The following is a 26068-nucleotide window of genomic DNA, read 5'->3' as shown; positions in this document are numbered from 1 at the left end:
CTTGCGCTCTAATTCTTCTTGTCGCCCTGCGGCACCGCGAAGGTTCCCGTGACGCGGCCGCGGCCCGAGGGCTGGCCCGGACCCGCGCTCGATCCCCCCGCCGCGCTGCCGTCGACGGTCGATAGCCCGCTGTCGAGGTCGATCACCAGCCGTCCGCCGTTCAGCGTGTCGCTCCCCCGGCGCAGCGCGACATTGCCGGCCATGGTGATGATCCGGCGGTTGAAATCATAGACCGCATTGTCGCCGCTCGCGCGCTCGTCGCCCCGCGTGATGACCACGCCGCCGGTGGCGGTGATGCGCTGGATCTCGAGCTGGCCGCCCGCGTCGGTGAAGTTCACCAGCATCCGGTCCGATTGCACCCGCAGCCCCGCCTGGGTGACGATCACGCCCCCCGTGGCGATCGCCTGGTTGGCCTTGTCGTCGAGCACGAACTTGCCCGCATCATAGGTCACCGGCGCGCGCGAATCGTGGCGGGCGATGCCCTGCGCGGCGAGGTTCATCCCCCCTGCCAGCGCCGCGGTGAGCGCGAAGCCGCCGATCCCCCAGACAAGGGCGAGGCGGCCGAGCGGGGTGCGGGTGTTGGTGGTGTCAGGCATCACGGCATCCTCAACTGGCCGGGAATCATGGTGAAGCGGGCATTGCCCTCGAGCGTGATCGTGCGCGCGGCGAGATCGGCGCTCAGGCTGTTGGCGGAGAAGGTGCCCGCGGGGATCGCGCCCTCGACCCCGTTGGCCCCGCGCATGGTGCGCGACTTCAGGTCGACCGACACGCCGCTCGCGGTCATGCGGTAGCCGTCCGAGGCGACGAGGCGCACCGGGCCGTTGACCGCGACGACCTCCTTGTCGATGTCATAGACCCCGCCCTCGGCGCTGAGGCGTGCGGGGCCCTCGGTCAGCAGCAGCTGCGCGACGAGGTCCTGCATCCGCACGAGCCCCTCGGCGCTCGAACGCTGCACCGCCTCGCCCGCCAGCAGCGAGAATGGCCGCCCCTGATTGTCGCGCCCGCGATACATGGCATTGTCGACCGAGAGGCGCTCGTCGATCAGCGCGACCTTGTTGCGATCGAGCAGGAAGCTGACCTCGCCGCGGGGGCTCAAGGGCGTGATCACCATCAGTGCGGCGATCACCCCCACCCCCATCGGCAGCACCCGCGCGAGCAGGCGCACCATCCGGTCGTGCGAACCGCCGGGCGCGGCCAGCGTCTGCCGCCGGCTGCGGAGCGCGCGGGCTTCGGAGGTTTCGATGGCTTGCTCGGGGGACATGATCGGGGGTGTGCCTGAGGCGTCCTTACATGTGGCTGAAGATGTCGTTCTCGGCCCAGCCGGCGATGTCGAGCAGCGCGCGGGTCGGCAGGAAATCGAAGCAGGCCTGCGCGATCTGGGTGCGCCCCTCGCGCTCCAGCCGGGTGGCGAGCTCGGCGCGCAGGCGGTGCAGATAGCGCACGTCGCTTGCAGCGTAATCACGCTGCGGTTCGGTGATCACCGGCCCGCCCCAGTCGGAGGACTGCTGCTGCTTGGAGATCGATTCGCCCAGCAGCTCCTCGACGAGGTTCTTGAGGCCGTGCCGGTCGGTATAGGTGCGCACCAGCTTGCTGGCGATCTTGGTGCAGAACACCGGCCCCGCCATCACGCCGAGGTAGTGGTGGATCGCGGCGAGATCGAAGCGGGCGAAGTGGTAGATCTTCTCGCGCGACGGATCGCCGAGGATCGCCTTCAGGTTCGGCGCATCGTAGCGGCTGCCGGGATTGAAGCGCACCAGATGCTCGTCGCCCGTCCCGTCGGAGATCTGCACCACGCACAAACGGTCACGGTGGGTGATGAGGCCCATGGTCTCGGTATCGACCGCGAGCGCCGCGGTGCCGGCAAGGACGCCTGCGGGGAGGTCTTCTTCGTGGAAATGCACAGCCATGGCCCGTGCCCTACGCGCATTGGGGAAAGAGGGGAAGGGCCGAGTAGCGCGGGGTTCGCGGGTGGCCTAGCGTGCCGGCCATGTCCGAGACCCTCCCCGAAAGCTGGCGGCCCGTGCTGGAGCCGGTTCTCGCGACCCCCGAGGCGCGCAAGCTGGGCGGGTGGCTCAAGGCGGAGGAAGCGGCGGGCAAGCAGGTCTATCCGCCGCGCGGGACACGCCTCGCCGCGCTGGCGCTGACCCCGCTGGAAGAGGTGCGCTGCGTGATCCTCGGGCAGGATCCCTATCACGGGCCGGGACAGGCGCATGGGCTGGCGTTTTCGGTGCAGGCGGGGGTCAGGCCGCCGCCGAGCCTCGTCAACATCTACAAGGAGCTGGAGAGCGACCTCGGCCTGCCGCGCCCGCAGACCGGCGATTTGACGCCGTGGGCGAAGCAGGGCGTGCTGCTGCTGAACAACACGCTGACGGTGGAGGCGGGGCTAGCGGGCAGTCATGCCGGGCGTGGGTGGGACGCGATCACCGACGCCTGCGTCGCGGCGGTCGCAGCGCGGGAAGAGCCGACCGTGTTCATCCTGTGGGGCAGCCACGCGAAGAAGAAGGCGAGCCGCGTCCCCGCCCTCGCCCGCAATTCCCATCATCTGATAGTCGCCTCGGCCCACCCCAGTCCGCTATCGGCGCACAACGGCTTCTTCGGCTCGCGCCCCTTCAGCCAGACCAATGATTTTCTGGAGGAGCACGGGCGCGGCACGATCGATTGGAGGGTGTAGTGTCGGACGATGTGATCCTGTGCGAAGTGGACGGCGCGGTGGCGACCGTCACCTTGAACCGCCCGCAAGCGATGAACGCCTTGAACCGCGCTCTGCGCAAACGCCTCGCCGAGGTCATGCGCGCAGTCGATGCCGACGAGAATGTGTGCGCGGTGATCCTCACCGGCGCGGGCGAGCGGGCGTTTACCGCGGGGCTAGACCTCAAGGAACTGGGCAGCGAGGAAGGCGCCTTGGGCAGCGCCAATGCCACCGATCCCGCCGACAATCCGGTCAAGGCCATCGAGCTCTGCCGCAAGCCGGTGATCGGGGCCATAAATGGCGTCGCGATCACCGGCGGTTTTGAAGTCGCACTCGCCTGCGACGTGCTGGTGGCGAGCACCAACGCCCGCTTCGCCGACACCCATGCGCGGGTCGGGATCGTGCCGGGGTGGGGGCTGTCGCAGAAGCTCTCCCGCATGATCGGCATCAGCCGCGCCAAGGAACTCGCCTTCACCGGCAATTTTCTCGATGCCGAGACGGCGCGGGGCTGGGGCCTCGTCAACCACGTGGTGGCGCCTGACGAATTGCTGCCCCTCGCCCGCAAGCTTGCCGCCGACATGGCGAGCATCGATCCCGCCTTCCTCTCGGGCTACAAGCGCCTGATTGACGATGGCTATGCGGCGAGCTTCGGCGAAGGGCTGGCCATGGAAGCCCGGCGCTCGTCAGCCGCCAACAGCGCGGTCGCCCCCGAAGAAGTCGAAGCCCGCCGCATGGCCGTGCAGGAACGCGGGCGCGGTCAGGGGTAGCGTCCGTGTCAAGTCCAGGGTGACGAGGTGGTGATCGGGGGCTGGCTCCCCAAACGGACGTCCGCCTTCTCCCTCCGCCTTTCCCCCCATTGCCGCCGCAACCCGGCGCAGGCATACAATTCTCCGCCGTTCCAACGGGGTAGCAGGGGACGGCAACAGGGGGATCGCATCATGCAGGAAAAGCCGTTCAATCCGTTCATCGCCTCGATCTGGCGCAGGCTCGCCGAGACCATGCTGGTCGAGCCGTCGCAGATGGCGATCACGCCGCAGCAGGTGGTCGACAATCTGCAGACGATGTTCGGCAATATTCGCGGCAAGACACCGTTCAACACCGGGCTTTCGGTCTTCGCCGCCTGGGTGGTGCTGGGCGGGCCGGTCTGGCACTTCGCGCCGCGCAGCTTCCGGGTGTGGCGCGTCCAGCGGCGGCTCAAGAATAGCCGCGTCGACCTGTTCCAGGACATGGCCCGCATCCGCGGCATCGTCTACGCGGGCTATTACGGCCACTGGCTCCCCGCGCCCGGCCCGAACCCCGATCAGCAGGCCGAAGAGGACGCCAACCGCGACAATCCGGTGCTGGACGCGATCGGCTATACCCTGCCCTGCCACCGCACCCGCGCGGGCACGCCTGACGATCCGGCGATTGCCGAGTTCACCGGCAATGACCTTCCGGCCTCCGCCTTCGTCCACCCCGATGCCATCCCCGACGAGGTCGAGGTGGTGGTGATCGGCTCGGGCGCGGGCGGGGCAGTCGCGGCGGCGAACCTCGCGGCGCAGGGATATGAAGTGCTGGTGGTGGAGGCGGGGCCCTATCTCCCGAGCTCGCAGATCACCACGCACGAGAAGTGGATGTCATCGAGCCTGTTCAAGGACGGCGCGATCCAGACTACGCGGGATCGCGACATCATCGTCTTTCAGGGGCGCACCGTGGGCGGCTCCACGGTCATCAACAACGGCATTTGTCTGCGCCTCGCAGCCGAGGGCGAGACGCACCCTGACGCCAACGACGTCCTCGCCACCTGGGCCGGGCTCGGCGCGCCGATTGCCGAGGACGCACTCGAACACGCCTATGAGCGGGTCGAGACGGTGCTCGGCGTCCACGAGATCGACCGGCGGCTCGGGCGCAACAACGGGACGCGGCTGCTGGCGGGGTGGGATGCCTACAAGGCGGGCTCCACCGAACCGCTCGACCAGCGCGCCATCGCCGGGTGGTTCCGCAAGAACTGGGGCTCCAAGACCGAGCCCAACGCCTGCATCTCCTGCGGCTACTGCAACACCGGCTGCCCCTATGGCCGCAAGCGCGCCATGCCCGAGAGCTTCCTCCACCGCGCAGTCACCGCCGCGCGGCCCGCGCGCATCCTCGCCGAGGCCGAGGTGGCCGAGATCGGCTGGGGCCCGCGCGACGGCGAGGGGCGCCGGGTGGCAAGCTCGGTCAAGGTCGTGCTGCCCGACTACCGCAGCAAGGTGATCCGCGTGACCAAGGGCGTGGTGGTCGCGGCGGGCACCATCGCCTCGACCAACATCCTCTCGGCGAGCGGCATCCGCGGGACGGGCAAGAACATCTCGCTCAACATCGCCTGCCCGGTCCCCGCGCTCATGCCGGGCGACGTCATCGCCTGGGACGAGGACCAGATGGCGACCTTCATCGACCGCGGCGACTTCCTGATCGAGAGCCATTTCCAGCCGCCGATGAGCATGTCCTCGCTGGTGCCGGGCTGGTTCGACGAGCATTTCCGGCGGATGCTGAACTACAACCGCCTCGCATCGGCAGGCGCGCTGTTCCCGGCGGACCGGCGCGGCGAGATCAAGGGCGGCAAGCTCGACTTCAAGCTGAAGGAGGCCGACCTTGCGGTGCTGCGCCGCGCGCTGGCGCTGCTGTCGAAGGTGCATTTCGCAGGGGGCGCGCTGGAGGTCTATCCCGCGCTGCTCAAGGGGCAGACGCTCCATGCGGGCATGACCCACGCCGAGATCGATGCCTTCTTCGAGCAGGCGATCCGCGAGCCCGACGATGTCGTCCTGTCATCGAGCCACCCGCATGGCGGCAACGCGATCAACGCCGATCCGGCCAAGGGCGTGGTCGATCTCGACCAGCGCGTCCACGGCACCGCAAACGTGCTGGTGTGCGACGCAAGCGTGATGCCGAGCTGCATCCGCGTCAACGCGCAGCTGACGACGATGGCGATGGCCGACCGCGTGACGCACGGCAGGCGGGTGTTCGGCTAGTCGCCCTTGCGCGGGGCGCGCTGCTTCATCCCGCCCTGGTCGAGCGTCACCGCCGTCGCGGGGCCCTCGCTGCCCTCGAAGATCAGGCGCGCCTCGACACCATCGGCCTTGAACTCGCCCTCGCCGGTCGGGATCAGCGGGATCGGCGGCTGGCCGGTCAGCTGGCCGGTGAGTCCGGTGCCGTCGGCGGTGAAGGCGATGGTGAGCGTGAAGGGCCCCAGCGCATAGCTTCCGGCATAACGCTCGAGCACTTCGCGCGGCACGGCGACCGCTGCCGCTTCGGGCGGGATCGGGCCTGCGCGCTTCGCCGTCTGGAGCGGGGTCTCGCCATTGGGGGCGAAGTCCATCACCGGCGTGCCGTCGGCATCGCGGCGGAGCGCGAACCAGCTGAGGGTGGAGGGGCCATAGAAGAAGCGGTTGTCGCCGCCCGCGAACACCTCGAGCGCGCGGCTGCCCGAACGCTGGCTGTAGAGCTTGCCGTCCTTGGCATAGAACCGCCGCTCGCCGCCGCCGGTGACGGGATAGACGCCGAAGAACGGCTCGAGTGCGGCGAGATCGGGCGCGGTGCGGGTGAAGGCGGGGTAGGGATCGCCGATCGCGGCGGCGGCGATGCGGCGCATCACCACGCCCGCGCCGGTGCGCGGCTCGTCGCTGTTGGCGAAGACCGCGACGAAGACGTCGGCCTCGGGCAGGTAGATGCTGTCGGTCTCGAAGCCGAAAATGCCCCCGCTGTGACCCACCGCTGCATGGCCGCGCAGCGGGTTGAGGCCGAGGCCGAGGCCATAGGGCGCGGTTTCGCCTGCGGGCAGCTGGGTCGGCGCGATCATCATCGCGTAATGCGCCGCGTCGACCACCTTGCCGTGGTGCAGCGCCTGCGCCCACTTCGCCAGATCGCCGACCGTCCCGATCAGCGAGCCTGCCGCGCCCGGCGCGCTCATGTGGATATATTGCGATTTCGCCGCCGCGGCGGTCGCCTCGCCGGTATAGCCCTGCGCCATCGCCGGATTGGCGGCCTCGCCCGCCACGCCGTCACGGATCGAGGCGAGGCCGAGCGGGCGGGTGATGCGCTCCTCCAATGCCTCGTGCCACGCCTTGCCCGTAACCTTCTCGATGATGGCGCCGATCAGGACGTAGCCCGAATTGTTGTAAGCCCAGACTTCGCCCGGCTTGCTCACGGCAGGCGCGTCCTTGAAGAGGGCGACCAGCGTTTCGGTGGTGCGCGGGATGGCGGTGCTGACCGGGTTCATCACCCCGGGCATTTCGGTGTAGGACTGGATGCCGCTGGTGTGCTGGAGCAGCTGGCGCACGGTGGCCGAGGCGCCCGGCTGGGGGTAAACGGGCAGGAACTTCGAGAGCGGATCGTCGAGCGAGAGCTTGCCCTCCTGCGCCAGCTGGACGATCACGGCGGCAGCGAACTGCTTGGTGATCGAGCCGAGGCGGAACACGGTGTCGGGCGTGATCGGCTTGCCGCCCGCGATGTCGGCCATCCCGCGCGCGCCGGTGTAGACGATCTTGCCGCCCTGCATGACGACGACCGCCGCGCCCGGGCCGTCGGCCGCATAGCTTTCGGCCAGCACCGCATCGGCGAGCTTGCGCAGGTCTTCCTTCGCGGGGGTCGCCGCGGGGGCCGCAGGCGCGGCGCTTTCGGCCGCCGCGGGCAAGGATGCCGCCAGTAGGGCCACCGCCGCCAGAGCGTGTCCCGTCATTCGTGCCAGATTGCGCATGTCACACTCTCTCCCGGTTGCGGGCCGGAGTGTATTGACTGTCTAAGACACCTGTCAAGCCGTCGCGCGCCTTGCGCTGCGCCTCAGCCCGCGTGTGCGGCGATCCATTCCTCGACCACCGGGGCAACCTTCGTCCGCCAGCGCGAGCCGTTGAAGATGCCGTAATGCCCGGCGCCCTCGGCCATGTAGTAGCGCTTCTTCTCGTCGGCGAGGTTCGGCGTCAGCTTCAATGCCGCCTTGGTCTGGCCGAGGCCGGAGATATCGTCGCGCTCGCCCTCGATGGCGAGGAGCGCGGTGTCGGTGATCTGCGTGATGTCGACCAGCTCACCCTTGTGGCGGAATTCGCCCTTGGGGATCGAGTGCTTCTGGAACACCTCTTCCACGGTCTGGAGGTAGAACTCGGCAGTCATGTCGCAGACCGAGCGGTATTCGTCGTAGAAATCCTTGGTCGCCTGCGCGGAGGCCTCGTCGCCGACGGTGAGGTGTTTGAACATCTCGTAGTGGCTCATCATGTGGCTCGAGAGGTTCATGGACATGAAGGCCGAGAGCTGCATGAAGCCCGGATAGACCCGCCGCCCCGCGCCCGGGTATTTGAGCGGCACGGTGGCGATCACGCTCTGGCGGAACCACGCGATCGGGCGCTGCATCGCCATGTTGTTGACGACCGTCGGGCACTCGCGGGTGTCGATCGGGCCGCCCATCATGGTGAGCGTGGCAGGGGTGGCGGGCGAATTGTGGAGGTTCATCAGCGCGGTCGCGGCGAAGGCGGGGACGCTCGGCTGGCACACCGCCATCATGTGGATGCGCTGGCCGTCCGCCTCGCCGTGGACGTGCTCGGCGAAGTCCATCAGGTAGTCGATATAATCGTCGAGATCGAACTTGCCCGCCGATTGCGGCACCATCCGCGCGTCGGCCCAGTCGGTGATGTAGACCTCGGCGGATTCCAGCATCCGCTCGACCGTGCCGCGCAGCAGCGTGGCGTAGTGGCCGCTCATCGGCGCGACGATCAGCAGGCGCGGGCGGTCGGCGGGCGTGCCCTCGACGCGGAAGCGCAGCAGGTCGCCGAAGGGGCGCTTCATCACCACGCTTTCGGTGACGGCATGAGCCTTGCCGTCGATGTCGACGCTGTCGATGCCGAATTCGGGCTTGCCGTAATGCGCGGTCGCGTGGGCGAAGACGTCAAGCGCATTGGCGACCATCGGGCCGAGGCCGGTGTAGCCGAAGGGATTGGCGGGGTTGTTGAGCATTCCGGCGCTGATCGAGGCGAGCGCGCTGGCGCTGTTCATCCAGCTGCGCTGGAGCTCATAGGCATGATAAAGCATCGGTTTCCTTAGGCGACGAACGGTTCGGCGCCTTATCCCGTGACGCCTTGACGCGCGAAGATGCGCCTTCGCGCGCTATTGTGCAATGCACAATTGCATAGGGGGCAATCGGGGCCGAACAAAGGCGGCCTCGCTTTTTGCACGTGAAATTGGGCGCGGGCGGGTCTAGAGGCTTGCGACCATGCACGCCGATCTTCCCCAAGACACCGCAACCGCGTCCCCGGACGATCTCGCAGAGGCGGCGCCGGCGGTGCTCTCGGCACCTGCCGAACCTGCGCCGAAGTCGCGCAGCCTTGCGCCCTTGCGGATGGTGTTCGGCACCGCGCTGCAATACCCGCGCGAAATCACCCTCGCGCTGATCGCGCTGGTGATTACCTCGGCAGCGACGCTGGCGATCCCCTATCGCTTCAAGGTCATCATCGACAAGGCCTTCACCGGCGGCGCGGACCCGGTGCAGATCGGCCATGCCTTCCAGTATCTGCTGATGATCGTCGCGATCCTCGGCCTCGGCACGGCGATGCGGTTCTATTTCGTGAGCTGGATCGGCGAGCGGGTGGTGGCCGATATCCGGTTGAAGGTGCAGGAGAACCTCCTGCGCCTCTCGCCGGGCTTCTACGAGGTGAACAGCCCCAAGGAAATCTCGAGCCGGATGACCTCGGACACGGCGGTGATCGAGAACGTCGTGGGCACCACCGTCTCGGTCGCGCTGCGCAACACCCTGACGGGGATCGGCGGGATCGGATTCCTCGTCTACCTCGCCCCGCAGCTGACGCTGGGCCTGCTGATCGGCATTCCACTCATCATCCTTCCCATCGTGTTCTTCGGGCGCAAGATCCGCGCGGTCTCGCGCTCGAGCCAGGACCGCATCGCCGACGTCGGCGCCTATGTCACCGAGGTGCTCTCGGCGATGAAGATCGTCCAGAGCTTCGGACAGGAGCGGCGCGAGAACCAGCGCTTTGCCGATGTCGTCGAAGGCACCTTCGAGACTGCCAAGCGCCGCATCCTGCTGCGCGCGGCGATGACGACCGTGGTGATCATGCTCGTCTTCGGCGGGGTGGTGATGGTGATGTGGCGCGGCGCCCTCGCCGTGGCGGCGGGCGAGATCAGCGGCGGCACCATTGCTGCCTTCGTGCTGACCGGCGGACTGGTCGCGGGCGCGCTGGGCGCGCTCACCGAAGTTTATGGCGACCTCCTGCGCGGCGCGGGGGCGGCGAGCCGGCTGGCGGAGCTGCTCGAGGCCAAGCCCGAGATCGCGCCCCCCGCCCGGCCCGAGCGTCTGCCGGAGCCTGCGCGCGGCAGCCTCTCCTTCCGCAATGTCACCTTCCGCTACCCCGCGCGCCCCGAGGCGGCGGCGCTCCGTGACTTCACCCTCGAGATCGAACCGGGCGAGACCGTCGCCATCGTCGGCCCCTCGGGCGCGGGCAAGTCGACGATCTTCCAGCTGGTCGAGCGGTTCTACGATCCGCAAGGCGGCACGATCCGCATCGACGGCGTGCCGCTGGCCAGCGCCGACCCCGCCGAGATCCGCGCGAGGATCGCGCTCGTCCCGCAGGTCGGCGTGCTGTTCAGCGCCAATGCGCGCGACAACCTGCGCTACGGCAAGTGGGACGCCACCGACGAGGACATCTGGCAGGCTGCCCGCGCGGCCAACGCCGAAAGCTTCCTGCGCGCGCTCCCCCAGGGCCTCGACACGCATCTGGGCGAGGGTGGCACCCAGCTTTCGGGCGGGCAGCAGCAACGCGTCGCCATCGCCCGCGCGCTGCTGCGCGATGCGCCGATCCTGCTGCTGGATGAAGCGACCAGCGCTCTGGACGCCGAGAGCGAGCAGCTCGTCCAGCAGGCTTTGGAAGGCCTGATGCAGAACCGCACCACCCTGGTGATCGCCCACCGCCTCGCGACGGTGCGCGCGGCCGACCGGATCGTGGTGCTCGACGAGGGCCGGATCGTCGAGCAGGGCACGCACGAGGCGCTGACCAAGGCGGGCGGGCTCTATGCGCGGCTCGCGCGGCTGCAATTCGCCGCCGACGCTGCCTAATCGACGAAGAGCCGAACGCGCCGGACAAAGCGCAACCCTTTGCCGGTCTCCGCGTTAGTTTGACCGTCAGCCGACACCAGTCGCCAACACTCAGGGACGAGTTTCACATGATCCACAAGACCGCCGCCCTCATCGGCGCGAGCCTGCTCGCGCTTGCCGCCCCCGCGCTCGCGGATGACCACGTCCACGATGACGCCACCGAAACGCTCCAGAGCACCGAAGCGACCGGCTCCAAGCTGCCCACCATCAGCTTCGGCGAATGGGGTTACGACCCCGCCTACCTCGCCACCGACATCAAGCCGGGCGACGACTTCAACGCCTATGCCAACAAGAAGTGGATCGACGCCAACCCGCTCCCGCCCGAATTCAGCCGCATCGGCGCCTTCGTGTTGTTGGGCGAGAAGAGCACCGCCGACGTCAAGGCGCTGGTCGACGAATTCGCCGGCAAGGACCCCGCCAGCCTTTCGGCCGACCAGAAGCGGATCCTCGATACCTACCAGACCTTCCTCGACACCGAAGCTATCGAGGCCAAGGGGCTGGTCCCGACCTACCCCTATCTCACCCGCATCTACGGCGCGACTTCGCTCGAGAAGCTCGCCGAGCTGTGGGCCACGCCCGGCTATGCCAGCCCCGTCAGCGCCTTCGTGAGCATCGACGCCAAGCAGCCCGACCGCCAGATCGCCAGCGTCGGCTTCGGCGGACTCGGCCTGCCCGACCGCGACTACTACCTCGACACCACCGAAAAGGGCCGCGCGATCCAGGCCAAGTACAAGGCCTATCTCGCCTTCCTGCTGGGCGAGGCGGGCTACAAGGACCCGGCCGCCGCGGCGGAATCGGTCTATGCCTTCGAGGAGACCATCGCCCGCGAGGTCGCCTGGGACCGCACCGTGCGTCGCAACCGCGATCTCACCTACAACCTGCTCTCGGCAGATGATCTCGCCGCGATCAGCGGCAAGGTGCCGGTCGCCGCAATGCTGAAGCAGATCGGGATCGAGAAGAGCCCGGGCTTCCTCGTCAGCCTGATGCCGCCGACGCCCGAGGAGATCGCCGCGCAGAAGCTCGATGCCGCGACCCTCTCCAAGATCGGCACTGGCCTGCCCGGCATGCTGGCGCTGCTCGGCGAGACGTCGCCTGCCACCTTGCAGGCTTGGATGGCCAAGGAGTTCCTCTCGGCCAACGCGCCCGTCCTCCCCAAGCGCTTCGATGATGCGCGCTTCGAATTCTACAGCAAGACCATCCAGGGCACCCCCGAGCAGCGCCCCCGCTGGAAGCGCGCCATCGCCGAGACCGAGGGCCTGATCGGCGAGCTGGTCGGCAAGGAATATGTCGCGCGCTACTTCCCGCCCCAGAGCAAGGCGGCGATGGACGAGCTGGTGGCGAACCTGCGCACCGCACTCGGCCAGTCGATCGACGAGATCACCTGGATGAGCCCCGAAACCAAGAAGGAAGCCCACGCCAAGCTGGCGAGCTTCGATCCCAAGATCGGCTACCGCCCCAACCTCGAGACCTACGAGGGCCTCGCGATCACCGCGGGCGACCCGATCGCCAACCGCATGGCGGCGGCCGAATGGGCGCGCGCCGACAACGTCGCCAAGCTCGGCGCGCCGGTCGACCGGACCGAATGGGGCATGCTGCCGCAGACGGTGAACGCCTATTACAACTCGGTGAAGAACGAGATCGTCTTCCCCGCGGGCATCCTCCAGCAGCCGTTCTTCGCGCTCACCAACGATATCGCGGTCAATTACGGCGGGATCGGCGCGGTGATCGGCCACGAGATCGGCCACGGCTTCGACGACCAGGGCTCCAAGTCCGACGCGACGGGCGCGCTGCGCAACTGGTGGACCGACGCCGACCGCGCGGCCTTCGACAAGCTCGGCGATGCGCTGGTCGCGCAATACAACGCCTTCTGCCCGTTCGACGAGGGCAAGACCTGCGTCAACGGCCGCTTCACGCTGGGCGAAAACATCGGCGATGTCGGCGGGCTGTCGATGGCCTACCGCGCCTACAAGCTCGCGACCAAGGGCAAGGAGGTGCCGGTGATCGACGGCCTGACCGGCGACCAGCGCTTCTTCCTCGCCTGGGCGCAGGTGTGGCGTTCGACCCAGCGCGAGGAGAACTACCGCAACCGCCTGCGCACCGATCCCCACGCCCCCGAGGAATACCGCGTCAACGGCGTCGTGCGCCAGCTCGACGAATGGTACGAGGCCTTCGGCGTCAAGCCGGGCGACGCGATGTACCTGCCGCCCGAAAAGCGCGTGCGGATCTGGTGATTTGGGGAAGGGCCCGCGCGGTTATCGCCGCGGGTCCCCTTGTTTGTGTGCCCGCCTCCGCGGGCACATCCTCGGCGCTGTTCCTCCGCTACGCTCCGGGCGCCTGCGGCTCGCGCCGTGCGCTCGCGGCCCGTCCGTTGGCGGGCCGTTCAGCGTGCTCCCGATAGGCCCGCCGGAGTATCGGGCGGGCCTTTTGGTTTGACTTGACCCTCGCCCTCGTCGAAGCGGTGCGCCCATGACCGACACTCTGGCCGCCATCCTGCTCGGCATCCTCGAGGGGCTGACCGAATTTCTGCCCGTCTCCTCGACCGGGCACCTCATCCTCGCCACCGAGTTCCTGGGCTTCGACCAGTCCGAGTGGGAGGTGTTCAACATCGCCATCCAGCCCGCCGCGATCCTCGCCATCGTGGTGCTCTACTGGCGCACCTTCTGGGATGTGGCCAAGGGCCTGTTCGGCTTCGAGAAAGGCGCGCTCGCCTTCGTGCGCAACCTGCTGGTGGCGTTCTTCCCGGCGGTGATCCTCGGCCTTGCGTTCGGCGACATCATCGAGACGATGCTCGGCAATGCGGTGCTGGTGTGCTGGTCGCTGATCATCGGCGGCATCGCGATCCTCGCGATCGAGCGCTGGGCCAACCCGCCCGCGGAAGGCCCGGGTGTCGCGGGCGTCCCCTTGCGCACTGCGATCCTGATCGGGATCGTCCAGTGCCTTGCGATGATCCCCGGCGTCAGCCGCTCGGGCGCGACGATCCTTGGCGCGATGGCCTTCGGAGTGGACCGCAAGACGGCGGCCGAATTCAGCTTCTTCCTCGCCGTGCCGACCCTGTCGGGGGCGACCGTCTACCAGCTCTACAAGCACGGGAGCGGGCTGACCGGCGACGATCTCCAGCTGATCGGCATCGGCTCGGCAGTCGGCTTCGTCACCGCGCTGGTGGTGGTGAAGCTGTTCGTCGCGGTGGTCACGAAGATCGGCTTTGCGCCTTTCGCCTGGTACCGCATCGTGCTCGGCGCGGCGGGCCTCGCTTGGCTCACGCTCGGATAGAGCACTTTTCTGGAACCGTCGGGCGTGCCGCTGGTTAGGGAGTCGAACCGGCAGGCGATCAACGCGCGCCGGACCACCTCTCGGAGACTTGAATCACAATGGCGTTGCTGGTGCTGATCGTGTTGGGGGCAACTCTGGGCTGGCTGGCCTCGATCCTCGCGCGGACCGAGGCGCCGGGCAGCATCCTGCGTCAGGTCGCCTTGGGGATGGTCGTGTCGGTGGTGGCGGGCGAGATCGCCAATGACGGCACCATGATCGGCAGCCTCTCGTTTCTGAGCCTCGGAGTGGCCTTGGCGGCGAGCGGGGCCGCGCTGGTGCTCTATCACGCGATTTTCACGCGCAAGCGGGTGAAGGTTTAAACCGGCACCGCCCCGCTCCCGCGCCCGCCGCGCAGGTGGTATTCCTGCGTTCCCCGGTGCAGCACATTGTCGACATCGATCACCGCTGAGTTCGCATAGGTGAACCCCGCCGGCAGGCTGCGATAGAGCCGGTCGAAATCGCGCTCGACCGTCTGGCGGTAGAGATCGGCGAAGCTTTCGATCACGAAATAGGTCGGTTGCAGGTCGCTGATGACATAATCGGTGCGCATCACCCGGTCGACATTGAGCATGATGCGGTTGGGGCTCTGCGCCTCGACCGCGAAGCGCGCCTCGGTCGGCCCCGAGAGGATGCCCGCGCCATAGGCCCGGACCGCGCCCGCCTCCTCGATCAGCCCGAATTCGACCGTGTACCAGTAGAGCGCGCCCAGCGCCTTCAGCCGGTTGTAGCGCATCGCCTTCCACCCGGCGCGGCCATATTCCTGCATGTAGTCGGCATAGACCGGATCGGTCAGCATCGGCACGTGGCCGAACACGTCGTGGAAGACGTCAGGCTCCTCGATGTAATCGAAGGTCTCGCGTGTGCGGATGAAGTTGCCCGCGGGGAAGCGCCGGTTGGCGAGGTGCCAGAAGAACACGTGATCGGGGATCAGCATCGGCACCGGAACGACGCTCCATCCGGTGAGTGCGCCCAGTTCCTCCGACAGCTTGCCGAATTCCGGAATGCCCCCTCGTCCGAGATCGAGCTTGTCGAGCCCCGCCATGAAAGCGCTGCACGCCCGGCCCGGCAGCACCTCCATCTGGCGCGCGAAGAGATCGTCCCACACCGCGTGATCCTCGGCGGTGTAGGCAGTCTGCGCGGGCTCGAGCCAGTCCTCTCCCACGTGTGCGGGCCGCGCGAGGGGCGCGGTAAAGACATCGGCCGCCATGTCTGGCAGGGTGGCAAAATCGGGCCGGGGGTCTGCGAGAGTCGCCATGGTTTCAGGTGATACTACTTTCGTCCCCTGAGCACAAACAGGCGCAGGACAAACGGAGGGGATGCGGATGGGGATGAAGCGCAAGGATTACGAGGTGGCGCTCGAGCCGCTGACGCTCGAACTGGTGAGCATGGCGCGCTGGGTCAAGGCGAGCGGCGCGCGCGTGGTGGTGCTGTTCGAGGGCCGCGACACCGCGGGCAAGGGCGGCGCGATCGGCGCGGTGCGTCACGCGCTCAACCCGCGCCAGTGCCGCACCGTGGCACTCGGCAAGCCAACCGAGGCGGAACTCGGCCAGTGGTATTTCCAGCGCTACGTCGCCCACCTGCCCACCGCGGGCGAAATCGTGCTGTTCGACCGCAGCTGGTACAACCGCGCGGGCGTCGAGAAGGTAATGGGATATGCCTCGCCCGAGCAGGTCGAGGCGTTCCTGAAGGCCGTCCCCGCCTTCGAAAAGCTGCTGGTCGACGACGGCATCCTGCTGTTCAAATACTGGCTCGCCGCCGATCAGGACAAGCAGGAAGAGCGCCTGCGCGAACGGCTGGAGGATCCGCTGAAGCGCTGGAAGCTCTCCCCCATCGATCTCGCCGCGCGCGAGAAATACGACGACTACACCAGGGCGCGCGAGGCGATGCTGAAGGCGACCCATTCAGACCATGCGCCGTGGACCATCGTCGACTTTAACGACCAGCGCCGCGGCCGGCTGACGCTGGTTCGCGATCTGCTCTCGCGCGTGCCCGACACGCACGAGGAACCCGAGGCGATCGACTTCCCCGATCTGGGCCGGAAGCCCGCGAAGGAGAAGTACAAGGTGCTGAAGCCGATTCCCGATTGGGAGGGGTGAGCCTGCCTTCTCCCCTCCCGCTTGCGGGAGGGGCTGGGGGTGGGCACGTGCAAGGGCTCGCTACGCTCGCTCCCACCCCTGACCCCTCCCGCATGCGGGAGGGGAAATCAGACGCCCGCGCTCGCCTGGGTCACCTGCCGCCCGTCGCCCGCATAGGCCGCCAACTCATAGCCCTCGTCCTTGGCGCGCATCACCAGATGCAGCGGCTCGCCCGCGATGGCGGGGGAGAGGCCGCGGAAGGCGAAGCTGCGCAGGCGGTTCTCGCCCAGCTCGCGTGCCGCCAGCTGCAGGAGCAGGCTCGCGGTCAGCGGGCCGTGGACCACAAGGCCGCGATAGCGCTCCACCTCGCACGCATAGGGCGCGTCATAGTGGATGCGGTGCGTGTTGAAGGTCAGCGCGGAATAACGGAACAGGAGGCGCGCGTCGGGGGTCAGCACACGGTGGGCGTCCCAGCCAGCGGGATCGAAGCGGCCGTCCCCCGGCGCTGGCGGGGAGAGCGGCGCATCGGGCGCGGCAGCCTCGCGGTAGACCAGCGTCTGGGTCTCGATCACCGCGATGGTGCCGTTGGCCTTGGTCACATGCTCGACATCGACGAAGGCGAGGCGGCCCGATCCGCCCTCCTTCTCGCTGACCGAAGCGACGCGGCTGACGCGCTCGATCACCGCTCCGATGGCGATGGGCGCGTGGAAGGCGATCTTGCTCGACGCCCACATCCGGCGCGGCATCGGGAAGGGCGGGAGGAAGCTGTCCGCGCTGTCATCGCGCGCGGGGTGGCCATCCTCGCCGAGGCTCGCGGTAGGCGCCTCGGGGGTGCAGAGCGCGAAGTGGATGCCCTGCGGCATGATTGGCGGATGGGGCTTGGCGAGATCGAAGGTGGCGAGCCAGCGTGTCGCCAGCCCCTCGTCGAGCCGGTCACCCGCGCGCGCCTCGCGCCCGATCCACGCCTCGAACGTCATGCCGCCCGCTCGAACACCGCCGCGATGCCCTGACCGCCGCCGATGCACATGGTCTCGAGCCCGTAGCGCACCCCGCGCCGGTGCATCTCGTGCGCCATGTCGGCGAGGATGCGGCCCCCGGTGGCGCCGATGGGGTGGCCGAGACTGATGCCGGAGCCATTGACGTTGAGGATCTCGCGGCGGCTGTCATCCGCCGACCAGCCCCAGCCCTTGAGCACGGCGAGCACCTGCGGGGCAAAGGCCTCGTTGAGTTCCACCAGCCCGATATCGTCCCACGAATATCCGCGCCGTGCGAACAATCGCTCCACCGCCGGCACCGGGCCGATGCCCATGCGCGAAGGATCGCACCCCGCAGCCGCCCAGCCGCCGAACCACAGCATCGGGGTGAGGCCCAGTTCCTCGAGCTTGTCCTCGGCCACCACCAGGCACGCCGCCGCCGCATCGTTCTGCTGGCTGGCATTGCCCGCGGTGACGATGGCCTCGGGGTCGCGGCGCAAGTCGATGGGGGCGAGCTTGCCGAGCGTTTCCATGCTGGCGTCCGTCCGGTACCCCTCGTCATGGTCGAAGACCACCGGATCGCCCTTGCGGCTCGGGATGGTGACGGGGACGAGCTGCTCGGCAAACTTGCCCTCGGCCCATGCGCGCGCGGCGTTCTGGTGCGAGCGGACGGCGAAGGCGTCGGCTTCCTCGCGGGTGATGCCGTAATCCTTGGCGAGGTTTTCGGCGGTTTCGATCATGCCGGTGATGACCCCGAAGCGCTCGACCGGCTGGCTCATCACCCGCCCGCGGCTGAGGCGGTCGTGCAGCACCATGTCACCCATCCGCACGCCCCCGCGCGCGGCGAGGGTGTAGTGTTCGACGTTGGACATGGACTCCACGCCGCCCGCGACCACCACGTCGGCCATGCCCGTCTCGACCATCATCGCCGCCGTCGCCACCGCCTGCACGCCCGAACCGCAGCGCCGGTCGAGCTGGAAGCCGGGGACTTCGATCGGCAGCCCCGCCGCAAGCCAGCTCCAGTGGCCGATGGCAGGCGCCTCGCCATTGCCGTAGCCCTGCGAGAAGACCACGTCGTCGACCCGCGCCGGGTCGATCCCCGAGCGTTCGATCAGCGCCTTGAGGATCACCGCGCCGAGCTGTCCGGCATTGAGGCTGGCAAGCCCTCCGAGGAACTTGCCCACCGGGGTGCGCAGGGGTGAAACGATGGCGGCGCGTCTGGTCATGTCTTGTCCTTGTCCGAAAGAGCCACAGTCCCCGCATCGACCAGCTTCCCGATCGCGCCCGAGGAAAGGCCGAGTTTGTCCGCCAGCACCTCCTCGGAGTGCTCGCCGAGGAAGGGCGCAGGCGCGGGGTCGCCCGCCGCGCGGCCCGGCAGGTTCGCGAAGCTGCGGGTAGCGGGATAGTCGAAGCCGGAGGGGTTGACGGGGGCGGGGCCAAAGAGGGGATTGCCCGCTACCAGCACCGGGTCGTTCGCCGCTTCGTAGGCGGTGCGATAGCGCTCGAAGGTGCAGGTCTCGGCGGCCATGCGGGCTTCGAGGCTCGCGTAATCCATGCCGTCCGCCGCCTGCTGAAACAGCGCGAACAGCGCCGCGCGATGCTGGAAGCGCGGGGTGTCCCCATCGGCGAAGCGCACGCCATGCTGCGTCTCCAAAGCGGCGATCCCCGCCTCGACCCCGAAGGCCTTCACCAGCCCGCCCCACTGCTTGGGCGTGAGAGCTGCGACCATGAACCTGACCCCATCGCGGCTGCGGAAGTCGCGCCCGAACGCGCCCCAGATCGCATTGCCGAGCCGCTCGCGGTCACCGCCGCGGTAGAGCACCTCGGCGAGCAAACCGGCATTGGCCATGGTGCCGATGGCAACGTCGCCGAGCGGCAAGCGCACCTCGCTGCCCTCGCCCGTCCGGTCACGGTGGCGCAGGGCGGCGAGCATGGCGAAGGCACCGTAGGCTCCGGTGATGAAATCCCACGCGGGGAGCACCTGGTTTACCGGCGGGGCGGTTGCCGGGTCCCACTCCTCCGGCCCGCACATCAGCGGGTAGCCGGCAGCCGCGTTGACGGTGAAATCCATCGCCTGCCGCCCGTCGTGCCAGCCCATGACCCTGAGCGAGATCATGTCCGCGCGTTTGGCGGCCATGGCCGCGTGGCTGAGGAAGGACTGCTCGGGCAGGTTGGTGATGCATTGGCCCACCGCGCCCGCCAGCTCTACCAGCAGCTCGCGGCCTTCAGGCGATTGCAGGTCGAGCGCGACCGATTTCTTGGCGCGGTTGAGGTTCTCCCAGCTCAGCGAGCGTCCCTCGCGGGTCAACATATAGCGGTTGTAATCGAGCCCGCCCGCCTTGTGGTCGACGCGGATCACCTCCGCCCCCAGCTGCGCGCAATAGAGCCCGGCGGTGGGCGAGGCGACGAAGCTCGAGACTTCGACGATGGAGAGGTCGGAAAGCAGATTATACATGTCGTCCCGGGCCCACCCCCTACCCCTCCCGCAAGCGGGAGGGGGGCGAGACTTGCCAGCTTGCTGGCTAGTCGCAGCAGGGTGGGCGCTGCGCTCCCTTAGTTATGCTCTTTCCACTCGCGCAGCATATGCTTGGCGATCTGGAGCTGGAGGATCTGCGTCGTGCCTTCGTAGATGCGGTAGATGCGCGCATCGCGGAAGAAGCGTTCGGCGTCGTATTCGGCGAGGTAGCCCGCGCCGCCATAGATCTGCACCACGCGGTCGACCACGCGGCCGCACATCTCCGAGGCGAAGACCTTGAAGGCGGCGGCCTTCACCAGAATGTTCTCGCCCCGGTCGGCGCGGGCGGTGACGTCCTTCATCATCGCTTCGGCGGCATAGATCTCGATCTCGCTGTCGGCGAGCATCTGCTGGATCAGCTGGAAGTTGGCGATCGGCTCGCCAAAGGCCTTGCGCTCGTTGGCGTAGCGCAGCGCGGAATCGAGCGCGCGCCGGGCATAGCCGGTCGCCGCCGCGCCGACGCTGATGCGGCCGTTGTCGAGGCTCTTCATCGCGAAGACGAAGCCCTTGCCGGTCTCGCCGCCAAGCAGCGCCTCGCCCGGTACGCGCACATCGTCGAGCATGATGTCGGAGATGTGCGAGCCCGACTGGCCCATCTTCTTGTCCGGGCTCCCGCGCGAGACGCCGGGCGAGTCCATCGGCACCAAGAAAGCGCTGACATGCGCGTTCTTGGGCAGCGCCTCCTTGCTGGTGCGCGCCATGATCAGCGCGACATCGGCGTGGGGGGCGTTGGTGATGTAGCGCTTGGTGCCGTTCAATATCCAGCCATTGCCGTCCGGGTCGGGCGTGGCGGTGGTGGCCATCGCAGCAGAATCGCTGCCCGATCCAGGTTCCGTGAGGCCGAAGCAGGCGATCCGGCCTTCCGCGATCTTCGGATACCATTCGGCCTTCTGGGCTTCCGTGGCGCCGTTCTTCAGCGCACTCGCGAACATCCCGACATTGATCGAGAAGATCGAGCGGTAGGCAGGTGCGGCATAGGCCATGATGTTCACGACGCGGGCATATTGCGTCATGTTGAGCCCCGCGCCGCCATATTCCTCCGGCACCGAGAGGCCAAACAGCCCCATCTCGCGCATCTCGTTGATGATCGCCTCGGGGATGCGGTCTTCGGCGATCACCTGCGCCTCGGCCGGGATCAGGCGCTCGCGGACATAGCGGGCGAGCTGCTCGGCGAACTGTTCGAAGGTTTCCTCGTCCATGCCGGTGTTGGCCGGGGCGGAGAGGTTGGCGGGGGCGTTCATGGTGTCGGCATCCTTGTGAGGGGGCGCCTCGCCCGCCTAACGGCGGGCCTCGGCGTCGTCGCCTGTCATTTCGGCAGGCGGAGCGGTGGGCGCATCGGTGGGGAGGGCCTCGGCCGGGAGGCGGCGCTGGTCGAGCATCTCGGCGGCCTCGTCGAGCGTCTTGGCCTCGCCCGGGCTGATGGGCCCGGCCTCGCGCACCTCCTCGCTGCCGCAGGCGGCAAGCGCGAGGGCGAGGGCGAGCACGGAAAGGCGGGGCATGGCGGGCGGGGCCTTAGCGCGGCGCGTCTTCGCCCTTGCCCGCGGCCTCGAGCGCCTTGTCGGCGACCGCCGCGGCGGCATCGCCCGCGGCCGTCGCGCCTGCTTCGGGCACGACCGGCTCGGGCGCGTCGGTGGCTGTGGCGGAAGGGTCGGCGACCGGCGCGTCGGTGACCGGCTCCAGCGCGCTGTCGGCGGGCATCTCGACCGTGTCGGCGCTCGCCTCGGACGAGGCATCGTCGGCGCTGCCGCATGCCGCAAGGGTCAGCGCGGCGGCGGTCAGGACGGTAAGGCTCAAAAGCTTGCGCATGGCTCGGGTTCTCTCCTCTCGCGCGGCGTGCGGGGGCTGGCCCGGCCGCGATTGCGCGAGGGGTTTAGCCACGCCTTGCCCCTGCCGCCAAGTGCCAAATGGGCACAGGCCGTGTGCGGGCGATGGCGGGAGGGGGTGCGGGTGGTAGTATCACGCCGATGATCGCCCACCCGCTCCGCGCGCGCCTGCCCGCACTTGTCCTCGCCGCCGCGGCCCTGCTGCCCGCCGCCGCATTGACCGCGCAGCCCGCGCCCGGTGCCTTCACCGTGGCCGAGAGCGGCAAGCGCTTCGCCACCTTGCAGGAAGCGGTCGATGCCATCGGGGAGGGCCGCGGCACGATCCGCATTGCGCCTGGCACTTACCGCCAATGCGCGGTGCAGCAGGGCGGGGTGATCGTCTACGAGGCGCTCCAGCCCGGCAGCGTCACCTTCACGGGCCGCGCCTGCGAGGGCAAGGCGGCCTTCGTGCTTCGCGGGATCGGCGCGGAAATCCGGGGGATCACCTTCTCCGACATCCGCGTGCCCGACGGCAACGGGGCGGGCATCCGGCTCGAGAAAGGCGCCCTCAACATTGCTTATGCGCGATTCGAGAACAGCCAGCAGGGCATCCTCACCGCCGCCGATCCTGCGATGCGCGTTTACATCCTGCGCTCGACCTTCTCGGGGCTGGGCACCTGCGAGAACGATGCGGGCTGCGCGCATTCGATCTACATCGGCAACATCGCCTCGCTCACCGTGCGCGAGAGCCGCTTCGAGCGCGGCACCGGCGGGCACTACCTCAAGGCCCGCGCGGCGCAGGTGGTGATCGAGGACAACAGCTTCGACGACGCGAACGGCACGGGCACCAACTACATGATCGATCTGCCCGCCGGCAGCATCGGGCGGATCGCCGACAACTGGTTCGTCCAGGGCCGCGACAAGGAGAATTTCTCCGCCTTCATCGCGCTGGGGGCCGAGGAGCTGCTGCACCCATCGGACGGCCTCAGGGTCGAGAACAACGAGGCGCGCTTCGTCCCCGGCCTCACCCGCACCAGCGCCTTCCTCGCCGACTGGACCGCGAGCCGCGTGGTGATGCAGGGCAACCGCATCGCGGACGGGATCAGGCAGTACGAGCCGCGCTAGAGCCTAGGCCCGCGCCCCCCGTCAGCTGGCAGGCGGGTCTTCCTCGAAGGTGATATCCACCTCGGCGCCCAGTTCCGCCGCAATCGCCTTCGCGCGCTCGACGATCGCGCGGCCGTTGCCCGGGGGCACCTCGTCGGCGATCGATTGGAGGCTCTGCTCCGCCTCCTCGTTGCCCATCGCGGCCGAGGCGAGGAACCACGCGGCGGCCTCCACCACATCCTTGGTGACGCCCTCGCCCAGGTAGAACATGATCCCCACCCCGCGCACGCCGTGGGGATGGCCGAGCTTGGCGGCGGCGAGGTAGTTGGCCATCGCCGCGGTGTGGTCCTTGGGCGTGCCGCGCCCGGTCGCCTGCATCACCGCGAGGCTGACGTGGGCCGCGGGAAAATTGCGGTCGGCCGCGGCCTGGAACAGGGCGACCGCGTCCTCCAGGCGGCCCGGCACCTTGCCGCTGTCGATGAGCACGCCGAGCCGCCACGCGGCATGGTTGTCGCCCGCGTCCGCGGCCTTGCGGTAATGCTCGGCGGCCTTCTTGAGGTCGACCTTGCGGCCCTTGCCGGTCTCGTGGAACCAGCCCAGCCAGTCCTGCGCGTCGGCATCGCCCCGCTTGGCCGCAGCGCGGGCGAGGTCATAGGCCTCATCGACCTTGCCCTCGGTGACGAGCGCTTCGATCTCCTCGTCGAGCGTCGGCAGGGTGTTGGCCGTGCCGAGGACGACAGCCAGGGCGAGAATCAGCGCGCGCATCGTGGGTCTCCCCGGTTGCAGTGCCGCGATGGTCGGTCAAAAGCCGCGCTGGCGCAAGGGGTTGCGGCAGCAGCGGTCAGCGGTGCTAGAGCCTGTCCCGGTTAGGTGGAAGCATTGGCACGGAGCCGATTTTGGCCCAGCACAAGAAGCGCGGAGGGAGCCATGCCGAAGCATAGTGACCGACAAGCGACGGCGTGGTGGGCCAAAAGCGGCCCGCCCCTCCGGGGTCGCGTCAGGAAGTCCGCTGGCTGCGTCGCGGCACTTGCAGGGGCAACCAGCCCCTGCTGCACGCCGCTCCTGTCCAGCGGACTTCCTGACGCGATGACAACGCTTCCACCTAACCGGGACAGGCTCTAAAGCGCGCGGAAGGCGGGGGCGTAGGTCACCTCGCCGTGGGGAAGCTCCCCCGTCAGCACGAGGCACTGGAAATATTCGGGCGGCGGGCCGGGGTAGCGTAGCTGCGGCTCGTGCCGGAAACCGAAGCGGCCGTAGTAGACCGGGCTGCCGAGCAGCACGATCCCCGCCGCACCGCGCTCACGCAAGGTCGCGATGCCGTGGAGGATCAGCGCGCTGCCGATTCCCTGCCGGTGCAGTTCCGGCCATACCGAGACCGGGCCGAGATCGTACCAGTCCGGCGTGCCGTCGCTGATCGTGACGCGCGAGAAGGCGATGTGGCCGACGATCCGCGCGGCGTCCTCGGCCACCAGCGACAGTGCGAGATCGCCGTCGCGGCGCAGCGCGTCGACGAGGTGCTGCTCGTCGCCCTCGCTGAAAGGCATGTCGCGGAAGGCGGCTTCGGTGAGGCGGTGGATGGTGGCTTCGTCGCCGGGGCGTTCGGGGCGGATGGTGATCGCGCTCACGTCAAGAGATGCCCCGAGCGGTCGCGCTTGGTTGCCAGATAGCGGGCGTTGTGGGGGTTCTCGGGGAGCTGGTGCGGGACGCGCTCGCTCACAGTGATGCCCGCCGCCTCGAGCGCGCGGACTTTCGCCGGGTTGTTGGTGAGGAGGCGGATGCGGCCCGCGCCCAGCAGTTCGAGCATCCGCGCCGCCACGGGAAAATCGCGCGCTTCGTCGGGGAGGCCAAGGCGCTGGTTGGCCTCGACCGTATCGAAGCCCTGGTCCTGCAACCGATAGGCGCGCAGCTTGTTGATGAGGCCGATCCCGCGCCCCTCCTGCCGCATGTAGAGCAGCACGCCCCAGCCGCCATTGTCCGCCGCCTCGTGCGCCATTGCGTGGAGCGCGGCGTCGAGTTGCGGGCCGCAATCGCATTTGAGGCTGCCGAGGATGTCGCCGGTGAGGCACTCGGAGTGCAGGCGGACGAGCGGCTGGCGGTCGCCGTTTTGCTTGCCGATGATGAGCGCGACATGCTCGCGCAGGTCGGCGGCGGAGCGGAAGGCGACGATCTCGGCGTCCTCGCAGGCGGAGACCGGCAGGCGCGCGCGGGTGACGATCTTGAGCGCGCCCGCGTCGGCATAGGCGGCGAGGTCTTCGAGGCTGATGGGGAGCGCCTCACCTGCGGCTTCGGCGTCCACCATGAAGGCGGGCAGGATGCCTGCGATCCGCGCCAGTTCCAGTGCTGCGGCGGCGGTTTCGGGCCAGTCGATGCTCACCGCCTTGAACGGGCCCTTGAGGGGGTTGCCGAGGTCCAGTGCCGGGTCGGCGATGGGAAGGGCGTCGCGGATCGTAAAATCCTCGCCGCCCGCGATCAGCACGGGGGCGTGGGGGACGGCTGCCTCTTTCTGGTTGGCGAGCTTCAGCGTCGCGGCGCGCGCGGCGGAGATCAGCATTTGCGGCGCGCGGGCGTCCGGTGCGGTGGCGGTCTCTACCGGGAGCAGAACCGGCCCGCCAGCGAACGCCAGCGGCCAGCCGTGGCGCAGGGCGTCCACGGCCTGTGCGGCGCGGCGTTCAGGCGACGGTGCGCTCAGAGGTCGAACTCCGTGATCAGCGGGACGTGATCGGAGGGCTGCTCCCACGCACGGGCGGCTTCAAGCACCCGGTGGGCCCTCGATTGCTGCGCAATCTCGGGCGAGGCCCACATGTGGTCGAGCCGGCGGCCCTTGTCGTTTTCCTGCCAGCCGGGATTGCGATAACTCCACCAGGAGTAATAGCGCTCCGGCGCGGGAATGTGCTGGCGGCCGAGATCAACCCAGCCGTGGGCGTCGCGGAACTTCCCCAAGGTTTCCACCTCGATCGGCGTGTGGCTGACGACCTTGAGGAGCTGCTTGTGGCTCCACACGTCGCTTTCGAGCGGGGCGATGTTGAAATCGCCGACGATCAGCGTGGGCTTGTCGAGCGCGTCGGCCCACTTCGTCATCCGTCCGAGGAAGTCGAGCTTCTGGCCGAACTTGGGGTTCAATTCGCGGTCGGGAATGTCGCCGCCTGCCGGGATATAGACGTTCTCGACCAGCAGATCCTTGCCGACAACCTCGACCCCGATGTGCCGCGCCTCGCCGTTGTCCTGCCAGTCATGGCGAGTGACTTCGCGGATCGGCACGCGGCTGATGGTGGCGACCCCGTGGTAGCCCTTCTGCCCGCTCACCGCCTGATGGGTGTAGCCCAGCGCCGCCAATGCCTCGGCGGGGAAGAGGTGGCTCTCGCACTTGATCTCCTGCAGGCACAGGATGTCGGGCGCGGCCTCGGTCAGCAGCTTTTCGATGAGGCCGACGCGCAGGCGGGCCGAGTTGATGTTCCAGGTGGCGACGGTCAGCATGGGGCGGGACTTAGGGTAG

Annotated in this window: 25 protein-coding genes; 9 read left to right on the top strand and 16 right to left on the bottom strand. The window is 68.5% G+C overall.

The genetic code is table 11. From position 1 onward, the window contains the following. Positions 1 to 8: 8 nt before the first annotated feature. The 3 genes from PFX90_RS09665 to PFX90_RS09655 are packed head-to-tail and all read right to left on the bottom strand — an operon-like array spanning position 9 to position 1907. Entirely contained in the window at positions 9 to 596 is a 588-nt protein-coding gene (locus PFX90_RS09665) for an LptA/OstA family protein (protein ID WP_285712225.1), read from the bottom strand. Continuing rightward, complete coding sequence (gene lptC, locus PFX90_RS09660) at positions 596 to 1261, bottom strand: LPS export ABC transporter periplasmic protein LptC (protein WP_285712224.1); 666 nt, start codon at positions 1259 to 1261, stop codon at positions 596 to 598. Before lptC ends, PFX90_RS09665 begins: the two co-directional genes overlap by 1 nt. 25 nt (positions 1262 to 1286) lie before the next feature. Next, on the bottom strand, positions 1287 to 1907 hold the full coding sequence (locus tag PFX90_RS09655) for a ribonuclease D (protein WP_285712223.1): 621 nt from the start codon (positions 1905 to 1907) through the stop codon (positions 1287 to 1289). Positions 1908 to 1987: 80 nt separating this feature from the next. Between PFX90_RS09655 and ung the strand changes: the two genes are divergently transcribed. The 3 genes from ung (at position 1988) to PFX90_RS09640 (ending at position 5676) form a co-directional block, all read left to right on the top strand. Next, positions 1988 to 2671, top strand: a complete 684-nt coding sequence (ung, locus tag PFX90_RS09650) for a uracil-DNA glycosylase (protein WP_285712222.1) — start codon at positions 1988 to 1990, stop codon at positions 2669 to 2671. Continuing rightward, a complete protein-coding gene (locus PFX90_RS09645) occupies positions 2671 to 3456 on the top strand; it encodes an enoyl-CoA hydratase (protein ID WP_285712221.1) in 786 nt (261 codons plus the stop codon). Before ung ends, PFX90_RS09645 begins: the two co-directional genes overlap by 1 nt. Before the next feature lie 171 nt (positions 3457 to 3627). Then, positions 3628 to 5676: a GMC family oxidoreductase N-terminal domain-containing protein gene (locus tag PFX90_RS09640; protein WP_285712220.1), complete on the top strand. Its 2049-nt coding sequence runs from the start codon at positions 3628 to 3630 to the stop codon at positions 5674 to 5676. Here PFX90_RS09640 and PFX90_RS09635 read toward each other — a convergent pair. Both PFX90_RS09635 and PFX90_RS09630 read right to left on the bottom strand, forming a co-directional pair. Next, positions 5673 to 7382, bottom strand: a complete 1710-nt coding sequence (locus PFX90_RS09635; protein ID WP_285712219.1) for a serine hydrolase — start codon at positions 7380 to 7382, stop codon at positions 5673 to 5675. The two genes, PFX90_RS09640 and PFX90_RS09635, sit on opposite strands and share 4 nt — an antisense overlap. A 101-nt stretch (positions 7383 to 7483) precedes the next feature. Further along, entirely contained in the window at positions 7484 to 8722 is a 1239-nt protein-coding gene (locus PFX90_RS09630) for a polyhydroxyalkanoate depolymerase (RefSeq protein ID WP_285712218.1), read from the bottom strand. Positions 8723 to 8903: 181 nt separating this feature from the next. Between PFX90_RS09630 and PFX90_RS09625 the strand changes: the two genes are divergently transcribed. From PFX90_RS09625 to PFX90_RS09610, 4 genes are all read left to right on the top strand, one after another. Then, positions 8904 to 10757 carry an ABC transporter transmembrane domain-containing protein gene (locus PFX90_RS09625; protein WP_285712217.1) on the top strand — a complete coding sequence of 618 codons (1854 nt, stop codon included), beginning with the start codon at positions 8904 to 8906 and terminating at the stop codon, positions 10755 to 10757. Positions 10758 to 10864: 107 nt separating this feature from the next. Beyond that, complete coding sequence (locus tag PFX90_RS09620; RefSeq protein WP_285712216.1) at positions 10865 to 13027, top strand: M13 family metallopeptidase; 2163 nt, start codon at positions 10865 to 10867, stop codon at positions 13025 to 13027. Between the two features lie 235 nt (positions 13028 to 13262). Beyond that, positions 13263 to 14066 carry an undecaprenyl-diphosphate phosphatase gene (locus PFX90_RS09615; RefSeq protein ID WP_285712215.1) on the top strand — a complete coding sequence of 268 codons (804 nt, stop codon included), beginning with the start codon at positions 13263 to 13265 and terminating at the stop codon, positions 14064 to 14066. A 98-nt stretch (positions 14067 to 14164) separates the two neighbouring features. Next, positions 14165 to 14425 (top strand): hypothetical protein, encoded by a 261-nt coding sequence (locus PFX90_RS09610; RefSeq protein ID WP_285712214.1) that lies wholly within the window; start codon positions 14165 to 14167, stop codon positions 14423 to 14425. Here the strand turns inward: PFX90_RS09610 and phhA are convergent. Next, the gene (gene phhA, locus PFX90_RS09605) at positions 14422 to 15360 is read right to left on the bottom strand and encodes a phenylalanine 4-monooxygenase (RefSeq protein WP_285712213.1); all 939 of its coding nucleotides are present in this window, start codon (positions 15358 to 15360) and stop codon (positions 14422 to 14424) included. The genes PFX90_RS09610 and phhA overlap by 4 nt on opposite strands. A gap of 67 nt (positions 15361 to 15427) precedes the next feature. On the opposite strand from phhA, the gene ppk2 reads away from it, so the two are divergent. Further along, positions 15428 to 16201 (top strand): polyphosphate kinase 2, encoded by a 774-nt coding sequence (gene ppk2, locus PFX90_RS09600; RefSeq protein ID WP_285712212.1) that lies wholly within the window; start codon positions 15428 to 15430, stop codon positions 16199 to 16201. Between the two features lie 107 nt (positions 16202 to 16308). Here ppk2 and PFX90_RS09595 read toward each other — a convergent pair whose 3' ends face one another. The 6 genes from PFX90_RS09595 to PFX90_RS09570 form a co-directional block, all read right to left on the bottom strand. Then, positions 16309 to 17157: an HTD2 family dehydratase gene (locus PFX90_RS09595; RefSeq protein WP_285712211.1), complete on the bottom strand. Its 849-nt coding sequence runs from the start codon at positions 17155 to 17157 to the stop codon at positions 16309 to 16311. After that, positions 17154 to 18380 carry an acetyl-CoA C-acetyltransferase gene (locus PFX90_RS09590; protein ID WP_285712210.1) on the bottom strand — a complete coding sequence of 409 codons (1227 nt, stop codon included), beginning with the start codon at positions 18378 to 18380 and terminating at the stop codon, positions 17154 to 17156. The genes PFX90_RS09595 and PFX90_RS09590 overlap by 4 nt, the downstream gene beginning before the upstream one ends. Beyond that, the gene (locus PFX90_RS09585; RefSeq protein ID WP_285712209.1) at positions 18377 to 19609 is read right to left on the bottom strand and encodes a CoA transferase; all 1233 of its coding nucleotides are present in this window, start codon (positions 19607 to 19609) and stop codon (positions 18377 to 18379) included. Before PFX90_RS09585 ends, PFX90_RS09590 begins: the two co-directional genes overlap by 4 nt. Before the next feature lie 98 nt (positions 19610 to 19707). Then, a complete protein-coding gene (locus tag PFX90_RS09580; RefSeq protein WP_285712208.1) occupies positions 19708 to 20910 on the bottom strand; it encodes an acyl-CoA dehydrogenase family protein in 1203 nt (400 codons plus the stop codon). Positions 20911 to 20946: 36 nt separating this feature from the next. Beyond that, the gene (locus PFX90_RS09575; RefSeq protein WP_285712207.1) at positions 20947 to 21168 is read right to left on the bottom strand and encodes a hypothetical protein; all 222 of its coding nucleotides are present in this window, start codon (positions 21166 to 21168) and stop codon (positions 20947 to 20949) included. Between the two features lie 13 nt (positions 21169 to 21181). Further along, entirely contained in the window at positions 21182 to 21475 is a 294-nt protein-coding gene (locus PFX90_RS09570) for a hypothetical protein (protein ID WP_285712206.1), read from the bottom strand. 158 nt (positions 21476 to 21633) lie between these two features. On the opposite strand from PFX90_RS09570, the gene PFX90_RS09565 reads away from it, so the two are divergent. Further along, the gene (locus PFX90_RS09565; RefSeq protein WP_285712205.1) at positions 21634 to 22596 is read left to right on the top strand and encodes a right-handed parallel beta-helix repeat-containing protein; all 963 of its coding nucleotides are present in this window, start codon (positions 21634 to 21636) and stop codon (positions 22594 to 22596) included. A gap of 21 nt (positions 22597 to 22617) precedes the next feature. Here the strand turns inward: PFX90_RS09565 and PFX90_RS09560 are convergent, their stop codons facing one another. The 4 genes from PFX90_RS09560 to PFX90_RS09545 form a co-directional block, all read right to left on the bottom strand. After that, positions 22618 to 23340, bottom strand: coding sequence for a tetratricopeptide repeat protein (locus PFX90_RS09560; protein ID WP_285712204.1), 723 nt, complete (start codon positions 23338 to 23340; stop codon positions 22618 to 22620). A 353-nt stretch (positions 23341 to 23693) separates the two neighbouring features. Next, a complete protein-coding gene (locus PFX90_RS09555; protein WP_285712203.1) occupies positions 23694 to 24200 on the bottom strand; it encodes a GNAT family N-acetyltransferase in 507 nt (168 codons plus the stop codon). Beyond that, positions 24197 to 25225, bottom strand: a complete 1029-nt coding sequence (ribA, locus tag PFX90_RS09550) for a GTP cyclohydrolase II (protein ID WP_285712202.1) — start codon at positions 25223 to 25225, stop codon at positions 24197 to 24199. Before ribA ends, PFX90_RS09555 begins: the two co-directional genes overlap by 4 nt. A 35-nt stretch (positions 25226 to 25260) precedes the next feature. After that, entirely contained in the window at positions 25261 to 26049 is a 789-nt protein-coding gene (locus PFX90_RS09545) for an exodeoxyribonuclease III (protein ID WP_285712201.1), read from the bottom strand. Positions 26050 to 26068: the final 19 nt, after the last annotated feature.

Source organism: Erythrobacter oryzae (assembly GCF_030271515.1).
Classification (GTDB): domain Bacteria; phylum Pseudomonadota; class Alphaproteobacteria; order Sphingomonadales; family Sphingomonadaceae; genus Erythrobacter; species Erythrobacter oryzae.
The sequence above is the reverse complement of the archived record's forward strand: the minus strand, read 5'-3'. Positions and strand labels throughout refer to the sequence as shown.